The 18,853-nt window shown below is 37.5% G+C and carries 15 protein-coding genes; 8 read left to right on the top strand and 7 right to left on the bottom strand.

The genetic code is table 11. From position 1 onward, the window contains the following. Window positions 1-62: 62 nt before the first annotated feature. The 6 genes from IWC72_RS04690 to IWC72_RS04665 all read left to right on the top strand — a co-directional run bounded on the left by IWC72_RS04690 (window position 63) and on the right by IWC72_RS04665 (window position 10,211). Window positions 63-1,592: a bifunctional GNAT family N-acetyltransferase/carbon-nitrogen hydrolase family protein gene (locus IWC72_RS04690; protein WP_194528985.1), complete on the top strand. Its 1,530-nt coding sequence runs from the start codon at window positions 63-65 to the stop codon at window positions 1,590-1,592. Between the two features lies 1 nt (window position 1,593). After that, window positions 1,594-2,964, top strand: coding sequence for a 30S ribosomal protein S6--L-glutamate ligase (gene rimK / locus IWC72_RS04685; RefSeq protein ID WP_194525073.1), 1,371 nt, complete (start codon window positions 1,594-1,596; stop codon window positions 2,962-2,964). 478 nt (window positions 2,965-3,442) lie between these two features. After that, window positions 3,443-3,937, top strand: a complete 495-nt coding sequence (locus IWC72_RS04680) for a CAP domain-containing protein (protein WP_194528984.1) — start codon at window positions 3,443-3,445, stop codon at window positions 3,935-3,937. 319 nt (window positions 3,938-4,256) lie between these two features. Next, window positions 4,257-7,280, top strand: coding sequence for an Ig-like domain-containing protein (locus IWC72_RS04675; protein WP_194528983.1), 3,024 nt, complete (start codon window positions 4,257-4,259; stop codon window positions 7,278-7,280). 42 nt (window positions 7,281-7,322) lie between these two features. Next, entirely contained in the window at window positions 7,323-8,246 is a 924-nt protein-coding gene (locus IWC72_RS04670; protein WP_194528982.1) for a PorP/SprF family type IX secretion system membrane protein, read from the top strand. Window positions 8,247-8,258: 12 nt separating this feature from the next. Further along, window positions 8,259-10,211, top strand: coding sequence for an OmpA family protein (locus tag IWC72_RS04665; RefSeq protein WP_194525068.1), 1,953 nt, complete (start codon window positions 8,259-8,261; stop codon window positions 10,209-10,211). Window positions 10,212-10,275: 64 nt separating this feature from the next. Here the strand turns inward: IWC72_RS04665 and IWC72_RS04660 are convergent, their stop codons facing one another. Then, on the bottom strand, window positions 10,276-11,217 hold the full coding sequence (locus IWC72_RS04660; RefSeq protein ID WP_194528981.1) for an NAD-dependent epimerase/dehydratase family protein: 942 nt from the start codon (window positions 11,215-11,217) through the stop codon (window positions 10,276-10,278). A 64-nt stretch (window positions 11,218-11,281) separates the two neighbouring features. On the opposite strand from IWC72_RS04660, the gene IWC72_RS04655 reads away from it, so the two are divergent. Beyond that, window positions 11,282-11,776, top strand: coding sequence for a hypothetical protein (locus IWC72_RS04655; protein WP_194525066.1), 495 nt, complete (start codon window positions 11,282-11,284; stop codon window positions 11,774-11,776). Between the two features lie 65 nt (window positions 11,777-11,841). Here the strand turns inward: IWC72_RS04655 and IWC72_RS04650 are convergent, their stop codons facing one another. The 5 genes from IWC72_RS04650 to IWC72_RS04630 all read right to left on the bottom strand — a co-directional run bounded on the left by IWC72_RS04650 (window position 11,842) and on the right by IWC72_RS04630 (window position 17,738). Continuing rightward, the gene (locus IWC72_RS04650) at window positions 11,842-13,143 is read right to left on the bottom strand and encodes an esterase-like activity of phytase family protein (RefSeq protein WP_194528980.1); all 1,302 of its coding nucleotides are present in this window, start codon (window positions 13,141-13,143) and stop codon (window positions 11,842-11,844) included. Between the two features lie 161 nt (window positions 13,144-13,304). Beyond that, complete coding sequence (locus IWC72_RS04645; RefSeq protein WP_194528979.1) at window positions 13,305-14,012, bottom strand: hypothetical protein; 708 nt, start codon at window positions 14,010-14,012, stop codon at window positions 13,305-13,307. Window positions 14,013-14,167: 155 nt separating this feature from the next. Further along, window positions 14,168-14,539 carry a hypothetical protein gene (locus tag IWC72_RS04640; protein WP_194525063.1) on the bottom strand — a complete coding sequence of 124 codons (372 nt, stop codon included), beginning with the start codon at window positions 14,537-14,539 and terminating at the stop codon, window positions 14,168-14,170. Between the two features lie 117 nt (window positions 14,540-14,656). After that, on the bottom strand, window positions 14,657-15,460 hold the full coding sequence (locus IWC72_RS04635; RefSeq protein WP_194528978.1) for an SDR family oxidoreductase: 804 nt from the start codon (window positions 15,458-15,460) through the stop codon (window positions 14,657-14,659). Continuing rightward, the gene (locus IWC72_RS04630; protein ID WP_194528977.1) at window positions 15,453-17,738 is read right to left on the bottom strand and encodes a M28 family peptidase; all 2,286 of its coding nucleotides are present in this window, start codon (window positions 17,736-17,738) and stop codon (window positions 15,453-15,455) included. Before IWC72_RS04630 ends, IWC72_RS04635 begins: the two co-directional genes overlap by 8 nt. A 206-nt stretch (window positions 17,739-17,944) precedes the next feature. Between IWC72_RS04630 and IWC72_RS04625 the strand changes: the two genes are divergently transcribed. After that, window positions 17,945-18,412: a CBS domain-containing protein gene (locus IWC72_RS04625; RefSeq protein WP_194525060.1), complete on the top strand. Its 468-nt coding sequence runs from the start codon at window positions 17,945-17,947 to the stop codon at window positions 18,410-18,412. 89 nt (window positions 18,413-18,501) lie between these two features. Here IWC72_RS04625 and IWC72_RS04620 read toward each other — a convergent pair whose 3' ends face one another. Further along, on the bottom strand, window positions 18,502-18,852 hold the full coding sequence (locus IWC72_RS04620) for a hypothetical protein (RefSeq protein ID WP_194525059.1): 351 nt from the start codon (window positions 18,850-18,852) through the stop codon (window positions 18,502-18,504). Window position 18,853: the final 1 nt, after the last annotated feature.

Raw genomic sequence — 18,853 nt, 5'->3', positions numbered from 1 at the left:
AACCCCCTTGTTCTATTCCAAGGTTTTGTTGATAGAGATACTAATTATTTAATGTCCATTCAATGAAAATAGAAGAAATAGAAAATATAGAGTTAAAGTTTTTGGACCTTGATGATTATCAAGAGCTTAAAAGCGCTATGATATCCGCATATACCAATATGCCCGGATCATACTGGAAAGAGGAACATATTAAATCACTAATCGATAAATTTCCAGAAGGTCAAGTTGTTATAAAGATTAATGGACAGTTGGCCGGTGTGGCCCTGTCCATTATTGTAGACTATGATAGTTTTGATGATGAACATACCTATGAGCAGATCACAGGTAACTATTCTTTTTCCACGCATAATGATGAAGGAGATGTGCTTTATGGTGTCGAGGTTTTTATAAAGCCTCAGTTCCGTGGTCTTAGATTAGGAAGGCGTTTGTACGATTACCGAAAGGAATTGTGCGAAAAACTGAACCTTAAGAGCATTACTTTTGGAGGTAGAATGCCTAATTTCCATAGATATATGGATGAGCTTACTCCAAAAGAATATATCGCCAAGGTCCGTAGAAAAGAGATTGCCGATCCGGTGTTGAACTTTCAGATTAGTAATGATTTTCACCCTGCGAAGGTTATGAAAGGTTATTTGGAAGGTGATAAAGCTTCAAGTGATTTTGCTATTCTAATGGAGTGGGATAATATTTATTACCAAAAACCCTCTAAAAAAGCATCGGCAAAGAAAACCGTAATTCGTTTAGGGCTTATACAGTGGCAGATGAGGCCGTACAAAGACTTGGAGGAGCTGTTGCAGCAGGCCGAATATTTTATTGATGCCGTATCCGGTTATAGGTCAGATTTCGCTCTGTTTCCGGAGTTTTTCAATGCACCTTTAATGGCAAAGGACAATCACTTGTCCACGCCGGATGCTATTCGTGAGCTGGCAAAGCATACAGATGCTATCGTACAGAAGTTCTCTGAATTTTCCATATCCTATAACATTAATATTATTACAGGCAGTATGCCCGAAATGATTGATGGACGTTTGTACAACGTAGGGTACCTGTGCAGGCGTGACGGAAGTATGGAACGTTATGAAAAGCTACACGTAACTCCAGATGAAGCTAAAGTTTGGGGGATGCAGGGTGGAAACCAGTTAAAAGCATTTGACACAGATTGTGGTAAAATTGGAATTTTAATCTGTTACGATTCGGAATTTCCAGAATTAAGTCGCTTATTGGCAGAAGAAGGAATGGATATCCTATTCGTACCGTTTTTGACCGATACGCAAAACGGATACTCTAGAGTACGGCATTGTGCACAAGCAAGAGCCATTGAAAATGAGTGTTATGTTGCTATTGCAGGTAGTGTTGGTAACCTACCTAACGTTCAGAACATGGACATTCAGTTTGCACAATCTATGGTGTTTACACCTTGTGACTTTTCCTTCCCCACAAACGGAATAAAAGCAGAGGCAACACCCAATACAGAAATGATATTGATTGCAGATGTCGATATCGATTTGTTACGCGAACTCAATCAATTTGGGGCAGTACGTAATTTAAAGGATAGAAGAAAAGATATTTTTGAACTTAGAAAAAAAGTATAGTTTGACTGATTTAAAGATTATAGGTAGTGAAGAATGGTGTGTGTTTGATAACTTGGGTATTCCTGCTATAAAGGCAAGGGTAGATTCAGGAGCTAAAACATCATCCATACAAGCCACCAATATTAAAATTATTATGAAGGGCACCCAAGAATGGGTAAAGTTCGAGGTTAGCCCTTTGCAAGAAAACCGAAGTATTGCTATTCCCTGTCAAGCCAGATTGGTTGATCGTAGAATGGTAAAAAGTTCTTCCGGTATATCTGAAGAGCGTTTGGTAGTACGCACGCCTGTTACTATGGGTGAAGATACTTTTGACGTAGAGCTTACCTTGGCCAACCGTGATACCATGGAATTTCGTATGCTTTTGGGTAGAGAAGCGATTAATGATCGATACATTGTAAACTCGGCAGTAAACTATCAAATACAAGATTTTGACGATGCGGACATTAATAAGATGTATGCGCCTTATTTTAAAGAAAAATCAGGACTCAAAATTGCATTGCTAGCCAGTAACCCTAACTTATATAGTAATAAACGAATTGTTGAAGCGGCGGAAGCACGTGGACATGAGATTGTTTTTCTTAATGTAGAGCACGCCTACATGAAGTTAGATGCCCGTTCACCGGAAATACGATATAGAGGAGGTAACATCCTTAATGCTTTTGATGCGGTTATTCCAAGAATAAAACCATCGGTTACTTTTTACGGTTGTGCGCTGATCAGACAGTTTGATAATTTGGGTGTGTATTGCCAAAATAGTGCGGAAGCCATTACGCAATCTAGAGATAAGCTCTTTGCATCGCAATTGTTCTCAAAAAACGATATTCATATACCTATTACAGGTTTTGCAAAATCACCTATGGATACCAAAGACCTTATTAAAATGGTAAACGGTGCCCCATTGATTATAAAATTATTGGAGAGCACCCAAGGTAAAGGTGTTGTGCTTGCTGAGACCAATAAAGCGGCGGAGAGTGTAATCAATGCTTTCAAAAGTGTGAACACTAATATTTTGGTACAAGAGTTCATTAAGGAAGCTAACGGTCAGGATATACGCTGTTTCGTAGTAAACGGAAAAGTAGTAGCATCTATGCAACGACAGGCAGAAAAGGGTGAGTTTAGAGCTAACATACACCAAGGAGGTAAAGCATCTATCATTAAAATTACTTCTGAAGAGCGTAAACTGGCACAGAAAGCAGCTAAAGTTCTGAACCTTGCCGTAGCTGGTGTAGATATTATTCGCTCAAACAAAGGGCCGTTATTGTTAGAAGTAAACTCTTCACCAGGTCTTGAGGGAATTGAAAATGCTACAGGTAAAGATATTGCCAACGAAATGATTGTGGCTATAGAGAAAAAGTTAAGGTTTAGTATTTAGCCTAATATATAAGACTAACAATTTAACCGATGTTAAATGTATGCTGCGGTTGTCGCTACTTAGAAGTAGATGACAACCGCATTTTGCATTTAGAAATCCATCTACAAAATACTATAGAATTTTAAATAGTTAAGGGGAAGGCTGATTTCAGGAATTCCAGAAAATTTATTCTTACAACTAATATTACATCGTTTTTAAGCTAAAAGTGTTTTTCATCTTCATTTTTTAGTGCCTCACCGATATTGATAAAACGAGGCTATCGTTCAACTAATTTCTTTCTCCGTTTAAGTGTCAAATCATCGGCATAGTGTATTATATCTTCGATGTAAATCTAACTATTTTTGGCTGTAACTAATTGACTTACAATTTTTTACACTTTAACGAGTAAAACGTACCACTTAAGAGAATTTCCTCAGGCAGCCTACAATGTGCCGTTCATAAATGGAGGAAACGAATTACAAAAATAAACTCTTAAGCTATGTTACGATTCAACATTTTACTTCTTATCGCTCTTGCAACCTTAATGACATCATGTTCAACTTCTACTACTGAAGAAGATGAATTGTACAAGGCAGTTGCAACAACAACTGAAGAAGTAGAAATTTCTTCTATAGAGCAAGAAGTTATAGATGTTGTTAACGAATATAGAGTTTCTGTTGGTTTAAACGCAGTAGCGTTTAACGGTGTAGCTTACGGTTATGCAAATGCACATAACGAGTATATGATTTCTGAAGGAGTAATCAGCCATGATAATTTTGATAAAAGAGCTTCTGACTTATCCATAGATGCTAATGCCGATTTCGTTTCCGAAAACTTGGGTATGGATTTCACAAATGCCGATGATATTCTTGAAGCTTGGAAAAATAGCCCAACCCACAAAAAAGTGATGGAAGGTAATTTTAAGTATACAGCGGTTAGTGTTACTGCAGATGAGAACGGTGTTCTTTATTTTACTCAATTGTTCTTTCAATAGGATAAGAGAAGAGGGCAGAACTTAGCTTGAGTTAAAAACAAATAAAAAGACCCCTATTTCGAAAAGAAGTAAGGGTCTTTTTTTGTAGTATACCACCTACACTGTAAAAACTTAAGAATATATAAGTGTGTAAGATGCTGCTTGTCAGTATTTTTGTCTTGTTTTTGCATCGATGAGTTGCTTTTTTAAGGAACAACTCGTCGATAAGTGTGCTTTTAATCGAAAAAGTGAGCATTTCATCGATGGTATATACTAGCATAGGCAATAATTTTAAGTGCAATATTGTTTTTTATAAGACTTAACCTACAATATTTTGCCTATGATACGTAAAACTACCCTAAAGCAAAACCTTTTATGTTTGTTATTATTTCTTAGCGTTATCTCTTACGCGCAGGAAAGGGTTTACGCAGATGCTGTTTCAAGCCAAAGCGCGGTCGATCAGTCAAATAATGCTATTGATTCTGATTTATCAACCCATGCAATTGTCCGTTCAGGTTCTGGAGTTCTCTTGGGTATTGGTGCTTATACAGGTCATCTAGAACTTGTCTACCCAACTACGCTACCGGCAAATACAACCAGTTTTATAAAAATTGCTACTGAAGATGATATACTATCTAGTTTATTGGGAGGTAATCTGGGAGGTTTACTTTCTGATATTGTTGGAACGCTGCTTATTGGTAATCAAGAATTTTCTGCTGAAGCCCTTAATATTGACGATAGTGTTCTTCAAACCGGTTCAGGGCTTGTTAATGCATTTTCAACAGATGAAGCCCGTGTTGTAACAGATAAGAATGGAGATTATTTTCTTGCTTTAACCCCATCTAGCCCTTACGATAGAGTTCGTTTAACCAATAGTGTTGGTTCTTTAATAGGGTTGGGTCAAGAGCGTGACTTAGATGTTTATGGAGCTTATTACGGAGATGGAGATACTACATGTGGTGCACCCAATTATACTTCCTTTAGCGGAGATGGTCTATCACTAGATCTTTTAGGTTTAGGCGGAGCCGGAGTTACCAATCCCGAATTAGCCATAGATGGTGACGAAGATACTTTTTCTGAATTAAGCCTAGGGCTTGTTGATGTATTGGCTGGTATTGAGCAGACTTTTTATTTTGATAGCCCGGAAGATGCTAGCGATAATTACTATATAAAAATGGCTATGGATCCTTCCTTACTTCAGTTGGGTATTGCTAATTCAATTGAAGTAGTCGGTAAAAATAGAGCAGATGCTTCGGTATTTTCAGAGAATTTATCAAGCCTACTAGATTTAGATGTATTAGGGCTACTACAAAGTGGTCAATCGGCTATTGTGGCTTTAAACCCCTCAACTCCTATTGATCAAGTAACTGTTCGTTTATCATCTTTACTTGGTGTGGGTATTGACCAGGAACTTAAGATTTTTGATGTATTCAGAGCTCCTGCGAGTCCAGTAGTAACTTCTACAGCAGACGATTTGAATATTTGTGAGGGGTCAAGTACTAGCGTAGTTGCAGAAGTTGAAAACGATACTAATGTTGAGTTAAGATGGTACGATGCCGAAGAAGATGGAAACCTATTGGCAACCTTAGATTCAGGTGAAGCTTTTGTTACGCCTGTGTTGAATTCAGATACTACGTATTACGTGGCAGCTGCAGAAATTGGTTGTCTTAATGAATCTCCTAGAACAGAGGTTTTAATAAATGTAGAACCTATACCAACTGCAGACGATATAACTGTTTTAGGAAATGAGAACCCTATTTGTTCTTCAGATAATGTGGTGCTTGTTCCAACGAGTTCTGTAGATGGTACGTTTTCATGGTATTTTGATGCAAATAAAACCAATGAAATCACAGACGGAATGGTTTCTGGAGGTGCTACCTATGAAATAGACTCTAATGGAGTGATGACCGTAACAGGTCTTACTGAAGCTGGCGGCCCATATACTTATTTTGTATCGGTAGAAGATGATTTAGCCGGTTGCGAGAATGCTCCTGGCGATTTACAATCGGTTGAGGTTAATGTGGTTGATTTTGAAAAAACCGTATCTATTGATTCTAACCCAATGATTAGCTTAGATGGCCTCATTGATATTTTTAGTGGAAACGATATGATAAACGTAACCGGAACTGTTTCTGGTGATGCTATGGTTGGTGAGCCCATATCTTTAAATATAAACGGAAAAGTTTTTGACGGTGTCGTAGCGGCAGATTCATCTTTTAGTATTCCAGTAAACGCTATAGATTTAGTTTCAGATATAGATAATACGATCGAAGCTTTTGTACAAGGTACTTTGTGTTCTGTGTCTGACGAGATACTAGTAGATTTACCAGACTTAATTATAGATGATATTTTTCAAGTTTTTTGTGCCTCTGACTTTGCTACTGTTGCAGATTTAGAAGTGGGTCTAAATGATATTGCACTTTTTAATGACCTCACGGCAGGTTTACAATTAGATGCTAATACTCCTTTGGTTGATGGCGAGGTTTATTTTGCAGGAATTGTAGGTATACCGGCATCTGTATTGGCTAGAGTACAGATAACCGTACAGGTTAATGATATTCCAATGCCAACTACAAATTCTAGAAGTCAAGTTTTTTGTGAAAGTGATGGTCCTACAGTTGGGGATATTCAGGTTGATCAAACCAATGTTGTGTTTTACGATAGTCGTTTACGTGGAAATGTAATTGACCCTTCTACACCCGTAGAAGATGGTCGTTGGTACTATGTTGCCGCAGTCGAAAACGGTTGTGAAAGTAGTGAACGGTTAAGAATTATGACAAATATATTTGCTGATGGTATTTCTCCTATTACTATAATTGGTGAATCTGAAGAAGTATGCCGAGGGCGTTCATATACATATGAAACCAATGCTGATAAAGAAGATTATGTTTGGACAATAGTAGGTGGTACTATTACAGAAGGAGGAACTTCTACAGATAACATGGTAACCGTTCGTTGGACGGAGTTAATTGATACTCAAATTAGTGTTTCATATACAGATGATTCTATATGCAGCCCAAGTAAGATGCTCACTTTAGATGTAGAGGTAGGTACTTGCGGAATGGTTTTAGGAGAGGAATTCTGTCTAAAAGTATTCAATGAATTCTCGCCTAATAATGACGGTTTTAACGACTTCTTTACCGTACAGTGTATAGAAGATTATTCTAACACAGTAGAAATCTATAATCGTAATGGAAACCTTGTCTATAAAACAGCGGACTATCGTAATACTTGGAACGGTCTAGCAAATGTAAACGGAGTTTTAAGCAGTGGAGACCATTTGCCATCAGGAACTTACTACTACGCTATTAAGATACCTGAATTAGAAAGAAACCTAGTGGGCTGGTTACAATTGGCCAGATAACAAGTTGTTCTTTAAACTATTCACACCAAACCTTTACTTATCATGAAATCAGTTTATACTACTATAAAGATAGTTATGCTCTGCTATCTCACATTTAATATGAGCAGAGTATATGGTCAACAAGCGCCGCAATACACACAATATATGTATAATACAGCGGTATTAAACTCGGGCTATTCCTCTAGAGGAATTTTAGAGGCAACCCTTTTGCATCGTTCGCAATGGGTTGGTATAGATGGAGCTCCGGAGACACAATCACTTTCAGTACAAGGAAGATTGCGAGAAAGAGTTGGGGTAGGGTTAACGGTCATTAATGATAACATTGGTGCTGCAAACGACCTTGATATAAACGGTACTTTTTCGTATGAGATACCAACAGGGTATTTCACCAAATTATCATTGGGAATCAATGCTGGTGTTGATGTCCTTAAAGTAGATTGGTCCAAAGGAACGTACCAAGATAGTCAGGACCCTATTTTTGCTGAAAATGTAAATAAATTGCGCCCCGTTTTTGGAGCCGGTGCATACTTTCATAGCAGCAATTGGTACATAGGTGTTTCTACTCACAATTTTTTGAATTCTCAAATCTACAATGATAATGAACTAGAAGTAACAGATAGAAAAAGCCAATATTACCTAATGGCAGGTTACGTTATGGAACTTTCTGATAACTTAAAATTTAAACCGGCTATTTTAACAAAGCATGTGGCTGGCGCTCCTATAACGGTAGATGTATCGGGTAATTTCTTGATAAAGGAAACTTTAGCACTGGGCTTGGCATACCGTTATGATGATGCTATTAGTGCTTTGGCGGGCCTACATATTTCTAAGAGCTTCTTTTTGGGGTATTCGTACGATTACTCCGTAACGGGCCTTCAAAGTTATAATGATGGTTCACACGAAATCATTCTTAAATACAATTTATTCGATGCTGCCAAAAGAGCATTATCACCTAGATTCTTCTAAAAACAGACCATCATGAAAAAAATAGTACTATATATATTTATGGGTACGTGCCTTATGGTTACTGCGCAAAGTAAGGAAGAAAGAGCCAAAGCTTATTTCTCAGATTTTAAGTTCGATAGAGCAATTGAGTTATATAGTGATTTGGCAGCCGAGAAAAAGAGACCCTCTCTTGATGTTATTCAACATTTGGCAGATAGCTACTTTAATATGAACAGGTATCAAGAGGCCGTAAAGTGGTATGATAAATTGTATCTAATCAAAGGCAAAGACGTTGGTGAAGGTAACATTATTAAACTGGTACAAAGCCTTAAGGCTAGCATGCAGAATGAAAGAGCCGACCAATTACTTCATGATTTTTATACAGATGAGGACAGGTTGAATATGATGCTGGCTCAAAAGAAACATTTGGACAGTATGCTTGGTGAAAAAGAGAAATATGCAACAACTAACTTAGCATTCAATAGTAAGAAGTCAGATTTTGGGCCTATGCTTTTTAATGACGGATTAATTTTTGCTTCCGCCAGAGATACTATAAAATCCAACGGGGAACTTTATCCGTGGAATAAGCAACCTTATTTAGACCTGTATATCACTAGGCCCAATGACTCTAATTATATTCCAGAAAAATATTTAGAGAATTTAGAATCTTCGTATCATGATGCTACTTTGACATTCTCTTGGGACGGGCAGACTGTATATTTTACCCGTAATTATCTTAAGAAAAAAAATAAGCTGAGTGCTAATGAAGACGGCTTGTCTAATATGCAGATTTTACGCGGCACTATAAGTAACAATGAGCTGATAAACGTAACTTCATTGAGTTTCAATAGTAAAGAATATTCTTGTGGGCACCCTGCTTTGAGTCCAGATGGTAGACACTTGTATTTTACCTCTAACATGCCAGGTGGTTTTGGTGAGAGCGATATTTATGTAGTGGATTTAAATAATGATGGTGATGTGCTTTCAGACCCTATGAACCTAGGGCCTGCCATAAATACACGCGGAAGGGAAATGTTTCCTTTTGTTAATAATGAGGTGCTGTACTTCTCTTCGGACAGTCATTACGGGCTAGGTGGGTTGGATATATTTGGGTCTGTGATTTCTTCTAAGACAGAGTATTCTCTACCTCTTAATATGGGGAAACCTTTAAACAGTAATATGGATGATTTTTCATTCATTAGAGAAGCTAAAAAAGGAAATGGGTATTTTGCCTCTAACCGATCTGGTGGGAAAGGAGATGATGATATTTACCAATTTGAAAAGGTGAAAGCTGTAGATTGTCTTGAGTATTCTGGGTATGTATTGAACGAGCAAACAGGAGAACCGATAGCTGATGCTAATGTAGAACTCAAAAATGTGGTTGACGAATTGGTCTCCATTTATAGAACTGATGAGTTTGGTTATTTTAATGTAATTCTTCCTTGTAATAAGAAAAATATGCTTGTTTTTTCTAGAGCAGGATTTTCTAAAGAAACTGTGGTAATTGAAACAGGAGAAAACCCTGAAGAGCCTTCCAAGAATAATAAAGTGTATTTAACCCCTTTTGATAGCTTGGTGGAGAAAGAAGGTGATATTGAGAAAATTAAGGTAGACCCCATATATTTTGATTATGATAAGTATGATATTACGGAGAGAGCTGAAATAGAACTTGAAAAGGTGCTTTTTGCCATGCAAAAATTCCCCGAAATTAAAATTAAAATAGAGTCGCATACAGATGCTAGAGGTACTGATGCGTATAACCTAGAGCTATCAGATAATCGAGCAAAGTCAACAAGAAGGTATCTAATTTCAAAGGGCATTGATGTAGAAAGGATTGAAAGTGCTCATGGTTACGGAGAATACCGTTTAAAAAATGAATGTGCCAACGGTGTAAAATGTAGTAATCAAAAACACTTTGAAAATCGTCGGTCAGATTTCATCATTGTATCCAAACAGGTGAATGAAACATGGAATGCAAAAAAATAAGTTAAAGTCTTTAGGCAGGTTAAGTAATGCTTGAGGTTTGCGATAGGGTGTTGGGTCTTTTGACCTAGGGAGCCAAATTTCCCAACATTTCTTTCGTTGTTTTTTCCAAATCAAATTCTGCTTGCCAATTCCAATCTTGTCTTGCCTCTTGATCATCAATACTTGCAGGCCAAGAATCGGCTATAGCTTGTCTAAAATCGGGCTCATAGGAAATCTTAAAATCAGGAATGTGTTTTTGAATGCTTTTTGCCATTTGGGCAGGGGTGAAATTCATGGCGGACAGATTGTAGGAAGAACGCACCTTTACGTTTTCTGTATCGGTTTCCATAAGTTGCAACGTGGCTTTTATGGCATCATCCATAAACATCATGGGTAATTCTGTGTCTTCTTTTAAAAAGCAGGTATATGCTTTCTCTGATAGTGCCTTATGGTATATTTCTACTGCATAATCCGTTGTGCCTCCACCAGGCATGGTTTTCCAGCTAATTAGTCCAGGATACCGAATACTACGCACATCAACCCCGTATTTATTATGGTAGTAATCACACCAGCGTTCCCCAGATTGTTTGCTTATTCCATACACGGTACTAGGCTCCATAATGGTGCTTTGCGATGTGTTTTCTTTTGGAGTGTTGGGACCAAAAACGGCAATACTGGAAGGCCAGAATATTTTGTCTATTTTCTTCTCTTTGGCCAAATTCAGCACATTAAAGAGCGAATTCATATTCAGATTCCAAGCCCGCATAGGAAATTTTTCTGCTGTTGCGCTTAACATGGCTGCCATTAGGTAGACTTCGGTAATTTCGTAATAAGCCACCACTTCCTCTAAGGCATCATAGTCGGTAGCATCTAAAATCTCGAACGGACCGGAATCCATTAAGCTTTCGTTACCCTCACGAATATCACTCGCAATTACACTTTCATTTCCGTGCATAGTACGTAATGCAAATGTTAGCTCCGTACCAATTTGGCCACAAGCACCTATGATTAGAATAGATTTTTCCATTAATGTCGCGTTAAATGAATTCGGGAATAAAGGTAACGCTTCTTAAAATTTGTACATTCGCTTTATGAAAAGAATCTTCTTTTTTAGTCTGATGCTATTATTGTCAATAGCTTGTAAAGAACAGAAACAAGAACTGGTCGTAGAGGATGTAAATGCCCGCGAAATAAGCAGGGAAAAATGGGCCAAGAAACTTCCTATAAAACCCAAAGCGGGAGCTATGCTGAAAGATTGGATAGAGTTTTCATCTTTAGAAACTAGTTTTGATGCACTTCACACGGTTGCCAATAGAGAGGATTTAAGTTTGGTAATTGAAGATATGCTTACCAAACAAAAGCAGTTAGAAGAATCAACTTACCCTAAAGAATTTGATATTCCGCAGATAAAAAGTAGGCAAAAAGTATTTAAGACCTATATGCTTAAGGTAAAGGGCGATTTGTTTTATAGAACGGATCCTCAGGAATCGCTAGCACAAATGATAGAGGCTTATAACGATTTTCGGAACCAGTTTAATGTGGTTGTGAGCAACACGTTGGATACCGATTTAATTCTGGAATTCTAATAAAATAAAGCGACCTACACCAGAATAGGTAAGCCGCTTTTATATATGAACTTGGTAAGAATGGTTTATTTATAGTTGGCTTTAACCAAGTAAAGCGAACTAGCATCTATATCTGTACTACCTGGCAATATCTTTTGTTCTATTACACCATCTCCATCGTTATCGGATACGGTAAAGTCGTCATCGTTTATAAAACCTAGCGTGTGGTCATCAACAAGCCAAACACCTTCCAATTTATCATGGGGGTATCCTAGTTCGGCAACTAAATCAACTACTAATTCTTTTTGTACAGGAATAATATTGGCTGCGGCCAATTCTTCGGCTGTAGATTGCTCTATAGTTTTATCATTGATCATTAACCCAAATTCATCTTTGGGGTTAGTACCGGAAATATCCGTAGCACCCATTAAATTTATTTTGTAAATGTGTTTTTGCGCAGCACCTGCACCCGCAAATTTTCCATCGCGCTCTACTACTAAAAACTCGGTATTGGTAATAGCGGTAATTTCTGAGTTTGACAGATTGGCGGCCTCTTGAACATAAACGTATTGTCTTGTGTATCCCGTTTCTAAATCAAAAGTTACGATACGGGTAATGTTGGATTGAATTTTCTCAGGATTGTACAATGTAGATTGCATAATGCCTACCAAAGTCTTTTCGTCTGGGGTAATGGCTAAACCTTCCATACCTCTATTAGCTCTTCGGCTAGCAAAAACGGCGGGCAACTTACGATCGCCGGTGCCTTCGTTTACTCCAATAGGAGATATTCGCTCTAGTTGCGTACCGTTAGCATCGTAATGTACGATATGTGGACCATATTCATCGGATACCCAAAAAGTACCGTCTTTAAGCACAACTATTCCTTCGGAGTCTAATCCATAGTCATCAAAGCCGATAGCATTTCCAGCAGCATCATAAGGAATCTCACCTGTGGCTCCTTTTCCTTCTGGATTAGGTATGCCGGAAATCAGTTTTCCCATTGGGTCTTTTAAAAGAATTTCTTCTAAGAGTTCTATTTTCCCTTCGGCGGTTACGGCATAATGACCAATACGTGGTGTATACTTGGCAACTGGAAATTTTTTCCCATCTAAGTAGTTTGTATTAGGGCCGCGATCAGTGATAGCGTAGAATTCATTTTCTTTTGTAGGATGAGCCGTTGCTCCTGAGCCAAAGCCTCCGTTTCTAACCTCAACGTTCCCGTTTATAGTAGATAGGACATTGTAGGGCAAGGGGTATTGGGTGTTTATCTCAAGCACTTTGGCCGGAGATACGGCAACGGGTGTTGGACCGCCACCTATAAAATCATCAATGTGGTCGCAAGAATTTAGAAGGCAAACGCTTACAAATAGAAATACTAATTTTTTCATTGTGTTCAATTGGATTAAAGGTTATTTCTGGTAGCCTAAAGTTCCAATAATAATACAGGCCTATTGTTAAGTCTGGATAAACAGATAGTTATGAAAAAAAATATGCCGCACATTGCATTAAGGAATGTGCAGCAAAATTCTATGTAGAAAATGCAAAAATCTTATTGCTTTGGATCAGCTTCTTCTGCGGGTGGGTTTTTTCTAGACTGTAAAGCTTGCTTGCTTAGACTTGCCAAGTTAAAATTAGGGTCCAAGGCAAGAGCTTCATCTATTTGGGCAACAGCGGCATCAATATTTGCTTTGTCGTTGTTATATATAGTAAGCGCTTTTAAGTGAAAAAAAGCAGCTTTTAAAGGAACTTCATAAGGTTGCTGTCTTTCATAGAAAGCATACTTCATATCATCTTTGGCATTAGCAATACCGTAATCAATATTGGCAATGGCATCTTGGGTAGCTCCTGTCTGTATCTTTAAGTCTGCAATTTCATATGCTAGATAAGGGTTTGGAGTTCTTTTAAAAAGTTCTTCAAACTGCTCTAAAGCACGCTTAGGTTGGTTTAGTGCTTTTAACGAAATAGCCTTTACTTGTACCGCCATATCAGAATCTGAGGCTTCTTTTTCAATACCTATGGTGTTTAGTGCTTGCATATGCTGGTTGTTGTTTGCATATACAAAAGCTAAAGTGTCTTTTCGTTGTTTGGAAGGAGTGATTACGTTAAGGTGGGTCAATGCATTTATTACACCATTAACATCTCCTTGAGTTCTCATTTCTTGATAAAAAGCTTCATAGTGCTTTTGCAAATCGTTTTTGGATTGTGCAGTGGCCGAAAAACTTATACTTAAAAGCAGTACGACAATTATTTTTTTCATGTGTTGCTATTTTACGATTCTCTCGTTTTGGTTGCGGTTGGCAAAATTAGCAATATTATTGGTATGTAACTGTGAATAAAAGCATAATGAGAGTGCACAAAAGAAAAAAGGATGCCCTAGAGCATCCTTTTTTATGTCGGTTTGGTTCTTTTGTACTAGGCAACAAGAGAAATCTCGTTGTTTTGATACGATTTTAAAAGCATGGAATAAAATGCCAAGCTTTTAGGGTCTTGATCAATACATGATATTAAAAAATCATATAAATTCTTAAACCATAGGTTGGTGTGCAACGTAGGAATAGAGAGATTTACCTTTTTAGGGTCGTAATCTTTGTCATCCATAACAATGTCCATCTCAACCCTTCGTCTATGATAATCTATAGACACATTTGCTGCGTTATAATGATTTTTTAATATCGCTATATGCAACTTTTTTAATTTTAGGGGAACTTTTTGCTTGGTGCAGCTTGAAGCAATAAGAGTCTCGATATCCTCAAGAATCCTGCTTCTTAAACCTGAATTTTCCATGGCAAATAGTTTTAAATTATATACCAAAGTTACTTTTTAATCGATGAAATGCATGGTGTATTAACAACTATCCTTTTAGTTTGTTGTGAAAAGACAAATAGCTGTGGTGAAAACAAACTACAACGTTGTAGTAAATTTGAAGTTCTTAACGTTTGTAAGGGTGTAGGAATGTATTAGTTTTCCTTTTTTCTCTTTATCATTATTATATTTAGGTAATTGTAACTTGTTTTTAATAGCCTGTAATGTGTAATATTCTTTTTTGCTAGGGTGGTAGGGAAATACTGCATTTAGTAACCCTGGAGTCCAATTTTCATGAACTGATTTATAGATTACCCGTATACAGTCATTTAGATGAATGAGATTGATAGGTGCATTTCCGTTTTTGAGATTTTTTCGCTTAGATAGCATCGTAACTGGATTCCTATTTGGACCGATCAATCCGCCAAATCTTATAATGGTGGTTTGAAGACCTGGCTGGTTTTGAAACAATTGTTCGCATTCCAAAAGTTGTCTTCCGGATTCTGTTGAAGGTTGAGGTGTAGTTTCTTCGGTAACCTCTCCATCAATATCTCCGTAAACCGATGTACTACTGACGAAAATTACATTTTCAACCGTAGAAGATTCAAGTGCATGTAATACCAGTAGCATTTTCTTAACGTAATTTTCATTGTTGGTACCGCGCAGTTTTGGAGGTACGTTAATTATAAGAACATTGGCATTGTTTAAAAATGAATTGATGTCTCCCGTAATTTTTGTTTCCGAAAGTGAAATTATAAAAGGCTGAATGCCTTCAGTAGATAAGAGGTCTAGTTTTTCTTCTGAAGTGGTGCTTCCATTTACGGTGTATCCCTTTTCTATAAACTTTTTGGCCAATGGTAGTCCTAGCCAACCGCAGCCCATAATAGCTATGTTCTTATTCAAATCTGATAGTTTTAGTAGTGATAATAGCATCGTTTAGTACAAAGGGCATGGGGATGCTGGTTTCTGGTCTTTTAGGCACCTCAAAAAGAGGATGGGTCAAAAGGTCATTGGAAGCCTCAGAGAAAGTGAGTTCAAGAACGCTGTCTTTAGGGATGCTTATTTCAAGTTCGGTATAAGCATTGTCCGTAATATAATGGGTAAGCAACTTGCTCGTCTTCCTTTCTTTCAAATAGGAAGGAGAGAGTTCTAGGTCATTTACTTTAATATTTTTGAAACTGGTACTTTCTGTAAAAATATCCAAACGGTTTACGGTACGTTGCGGTGTTATACACAATTCAATAACCCTATTGTTGCCAATTAATGTATCTCTGGTGGTTTCAATTTTAGGTCCTTTTAAGGGTTTTAATGGAGCATCTGCAGAACGAGTAAAAAGTGAATTGTATTTGCTGCCAATGATATTCTTGTTTAATGGTTCGGATATTCCTTTTTCGTTTCCTAAAAAGGCTTGGTTCCATTCAATAATAGCTTGGTCATAACTTGCCCATTGCGCAGTGTTGGTGTCTGTATCAAGAAGGTATACCAAGCTGCTTGGTTTTCCGTTATCAGAATCAAAACCTGAATGAACGTGGGCATACACCATGGTAATTAAAAAAGCGAGTACTCCCAAATAGGCCCATTTCTTTTTATGTTTGTACATCCCAAAAATGGGGAGTAACAAAAAGAAAGTAAGGGTGACCAGAAGCGTACCACCCACCATCATTTTAAGGCCTAATCCTACAGGAAATCCTTTAACGAACGGGGCGTACAACCATATAGCTGGTAACCCTAAAAATACCATTAAAAGTACGCTAGGTGCTTTTTGATGAAGAGTTACATACCAAGATGCAAGAAGCGCAAATACCGGTATGGTAAAGAAACTGGCACCAGGCAAATATTTGGCAATTGCAGTACAGAGTATCAGCCATAAAAATAAAGGGGCTACCACTAAATCTGTAGTAGATAGGCTTTTAAATTTATGATATATCCCAAAACAAACAGCAATAGAAAGACATACAAAAGCAAAAATATAAGCATATCCGTTATAGGTGAAGCCATGTAAAATGTCATTATAAGCAGGGTACGCCCATTTTAAGGTAGACCAACTGAAGTATCCTATAAGTCCGTTTATGATCAATGAAAGTAGTAACGGAACAAAACCAATGAAAACGCCCTTAGCAGTCAATAATTTTTCCTTGAATGCGTAAAGCAGAACACAAAGAAATAGGAGCGATGCTAGACCTAGCATAGACCAAATCCAATCAAACGGATAGGACACAACTCCAAATACCGGCATATTAAAGTACACATAATCATTTGGGCTTTGGAGTTGATTCAGTTCTGTAGCGCTAAAATGTTTTAAGAGCGGCATTAGATAGCTACCTTGGTGCGCTAATGTCTTTTTGTCTAATCGCTCGTAAGAGTCCTGAGCGGTATGGTAATCAAAATGGTCATCAATAAAGGCAAAATTGAATCCTTGAATATCCCGATCCTCCCTGAAAATGGTTAAATCAGTGTCATTGGGGAGCATTTTATATATACTATAGTAAAGGGAATTTGCCATGGGGTACTTTGGGTTGGCCTTTATAAATTCACTTATTAAATGCTGATTTCCTGTATTGGTCTCAACGAAGGTATAGCTTGGGCCACCGCTTCCACGAGCTTCAAAATTGAGCACCAAGCCTACGTCTTTTGCCCATTCATGTTGGTTTGCAAAGAGGTCGGCACCGTTTAGTCCCAACTCTTCCCCATCCGTAAATAAAATAATAATGTCATTTTTAGGTTGCTTTTCTTCGGATAAAAAAGCTCTTACGCTCTCTAAAATAGTAGCTACACCGCTACCGGCATCACTAGCCCCCAAAGAAGAATGTGGGTGACTATCATAGTGAGAAAGTAAAAGGAGAGCTTTGCCAGTACCACTTCCTTTTATTTTTGTGACGATATTCTCAGGTTTGCTCATGTTTCCCCAATCGCCGATCGCGTATCCTGTTTGAATGGAAGTTTGTAAACCCATCTTTTCCAGCTCACTTACAATATAATTTTGAACTTTTTTATGCCCGGGAAAACCTATACCGTGTGGTTCTTTTGAAATTTCTTTTACATGTCTTAGAGCGCGATCTGTGGAAAATGAAATTTTGGGAGCAGAGGAATCTTTTTCATACACAGGCATAGATGTATGGAACCCCCAATAAATGGCAGCTAACAGGAGAAGAAAGGAAAGTGTGGAAGAAAATCTTTTCATTGGTTAAAGTTCTTGAATAAAAATATAAAATTCTAATGGAGATTGGGTTTTATTACGGGCGGGTGTGAAATTAAAATCGACATCTTTTTAATTAAAATAGTAAGAATATGAGAGGTAATTCGTCGAATAAGTAAATATTCCATTAAATTATTTACTATCTTTAGTAATTAACCTAACCTGCCGCTAGGCAATAAAAACGAAATTATATGGGAATAAAAAGTTTTCAAGGCCCAAGGGCAAAAGTAGATGTAAAGAAAGAATATGACGCGCCCATATTAGTGTCTGACTACATGACAAAGAAACTGGTGACTTTTAGTCCAGACCAGTCTATTCTGGAAGTTATGGAGCAGTTTGCTAAATATAGTATTTCAGGTGGTCCCGTCATGGACGACAATGGTTTCTTAGTGGGCATTATATCTGAGGCCGATTGTATGAAACAGATATCGGAAAGTAGATATTTTAACCAGCCTATTCTTGACAAGAGTGTAGAGAAGTTCATGACAAAAGAAGTTGAGACCATTCCCCATGATATCTCAATTTTTGATGCTGCAGGCATCTTTGACAAACACAACAGAAGGAGGCTTCCAGTTATGAAAGATGGCATTTTGGTTGGCCAGATAAGCCGAAAAGATATTGTTATTGCCGCTTTAAAGTTAACCGGCCATAGTTGGTAATGTCACGTTAACCCCAAACGCATTACTTAAAATGAACATGAAATGCTTTCCTTTTAGAGGGGAGCATTTTTTTGTGCTCTTATAATTGATTATTCACGTTTAACAATCATATAAAAATCATTGTCTAGAGGTAGGTAACCCAAGTCATATACAAAAAAGTACACTGTGCCTTTTTTGGTAGTGTAGAGGCTGGTTATAAAATCAAAATCAAAACCTTTGTCTTGTAGTTTAGCCTTGGTAGTCGTGGTTTTTCCTTCTTTTAGTTTGTAGCTATCTAAAATTCTGTAATTTTTTCTAAGGCGATTGTTCGTATTACGGATAAGGTTGTTACTGTCTTTGTTCGCGTTATTATGATATGCGTTACGACAGTAATCAGAGCAGAATTTTTTATCTGCCCTACCCATAATCTCAGTACCACAATCTAAACACTTTTTCTTCAAT

The organism is Zobellia roscoffensis, from assembly GCF_015330165.1.
Classification (GTDB): Bacteria; Bacteroidota; Bacteroidia; order Flavobacteriales; family Flavobacteriaceae; genus Zobellia; species Zobellia roscoffensis.
Note: the sequence above shows the minus strand (reverse complement) of the source record. Positions and strands in the feature narration are given on the sequence as shown.

Excerpts from the sequence above, each read along its gene's own strand:
- IWC72_RS04655 (WP_194525066.1), top strand. The coding sequence starts at position 11,282 with ATGAAAAGAATCTTCTTTTTTAGTCTGATGCTATTATTGTCAATAGCT.
- IWC72_RS04665 (WP_194525068.1), top strand. The coding sequence starts at position 8,259 with ATGAAAAAAATAGTACTATATATATTTATGGGTACGTGCCTTATGGTT.
- IWC72_RS04630 (WP_194528977.1), bottom strand. The coding sequence starts at position 17,738 with ATGAAAAGATTTTCTTCCACACTTTCCTTTCTTCTCCTGTTAGCTGCC.
- IWC72_RS04650 (WP_194528980.1), bottom strand. The coding sequence starts at position 13,143 with ATGAAAAAATTAGTATTTCTATTTGTAAGCGTTTGCCTTCTAAATTCT.
- IWC72_RS04660 (WP_194528981.1), bottom strand. The coding sequence starts at position 11,217 with ATGGAAAAATCTATTCTAATCATAGGTGCTTGTGGCCAAATTGGTACG.
- IWC72_RS04690 (WP_194528985.1), top strand. The coding sequence starts at position 63 with ATGAAAATAGAAGAAATAGAAAATATAGAGTTAAAGTTTTTGGACCTT.
- IWC72_RS04645 (WP_194528979.1), bottom strand. The coding sequence starts at position 14,012 with ATGAAAAAAATAATTGTCGTACTGCTTTTAAGTATAAGTTTTTCGGCC.
- IWC72_RS04670 (WP_194528982.1), top strand. The coding sequence starts at position 7,323 with ATGAAATCAGTTTATACTACTATAAAGATAGTTATGCTCTGCTATCTC.
- IWC72_RS04640 (WP_194525063.1), bottom strand. The coding sequence starts at position 14,539 with ATGGAAAATTCAGGTTTAAGAAGCAGGATTCTTGAGGATATCGAGACT.
- IWC72_RS04675 (WP_194528983.1), top strand. The coding sequence starts at position 4,257 with ATGATACGTAAAACTACCCTAAAGCAAAACCTTTTATGTTTGTTATTA.
- IWC72_RS04625 (WP_194525060.1), top strand. The coding sequence starts at position 17,945 with ATGGGAATAAAAAGTTTTCAAGGCCCAAGGGCAAAAGTAGATGTAAAG.
- IWC72_RS04680 (WP_194528984.1), top strand. The coding sequence starts at position 3,443 with ATGTTACGATTCAACATTTTACTTCTTATCGCTCTTGCAACCTTAATG.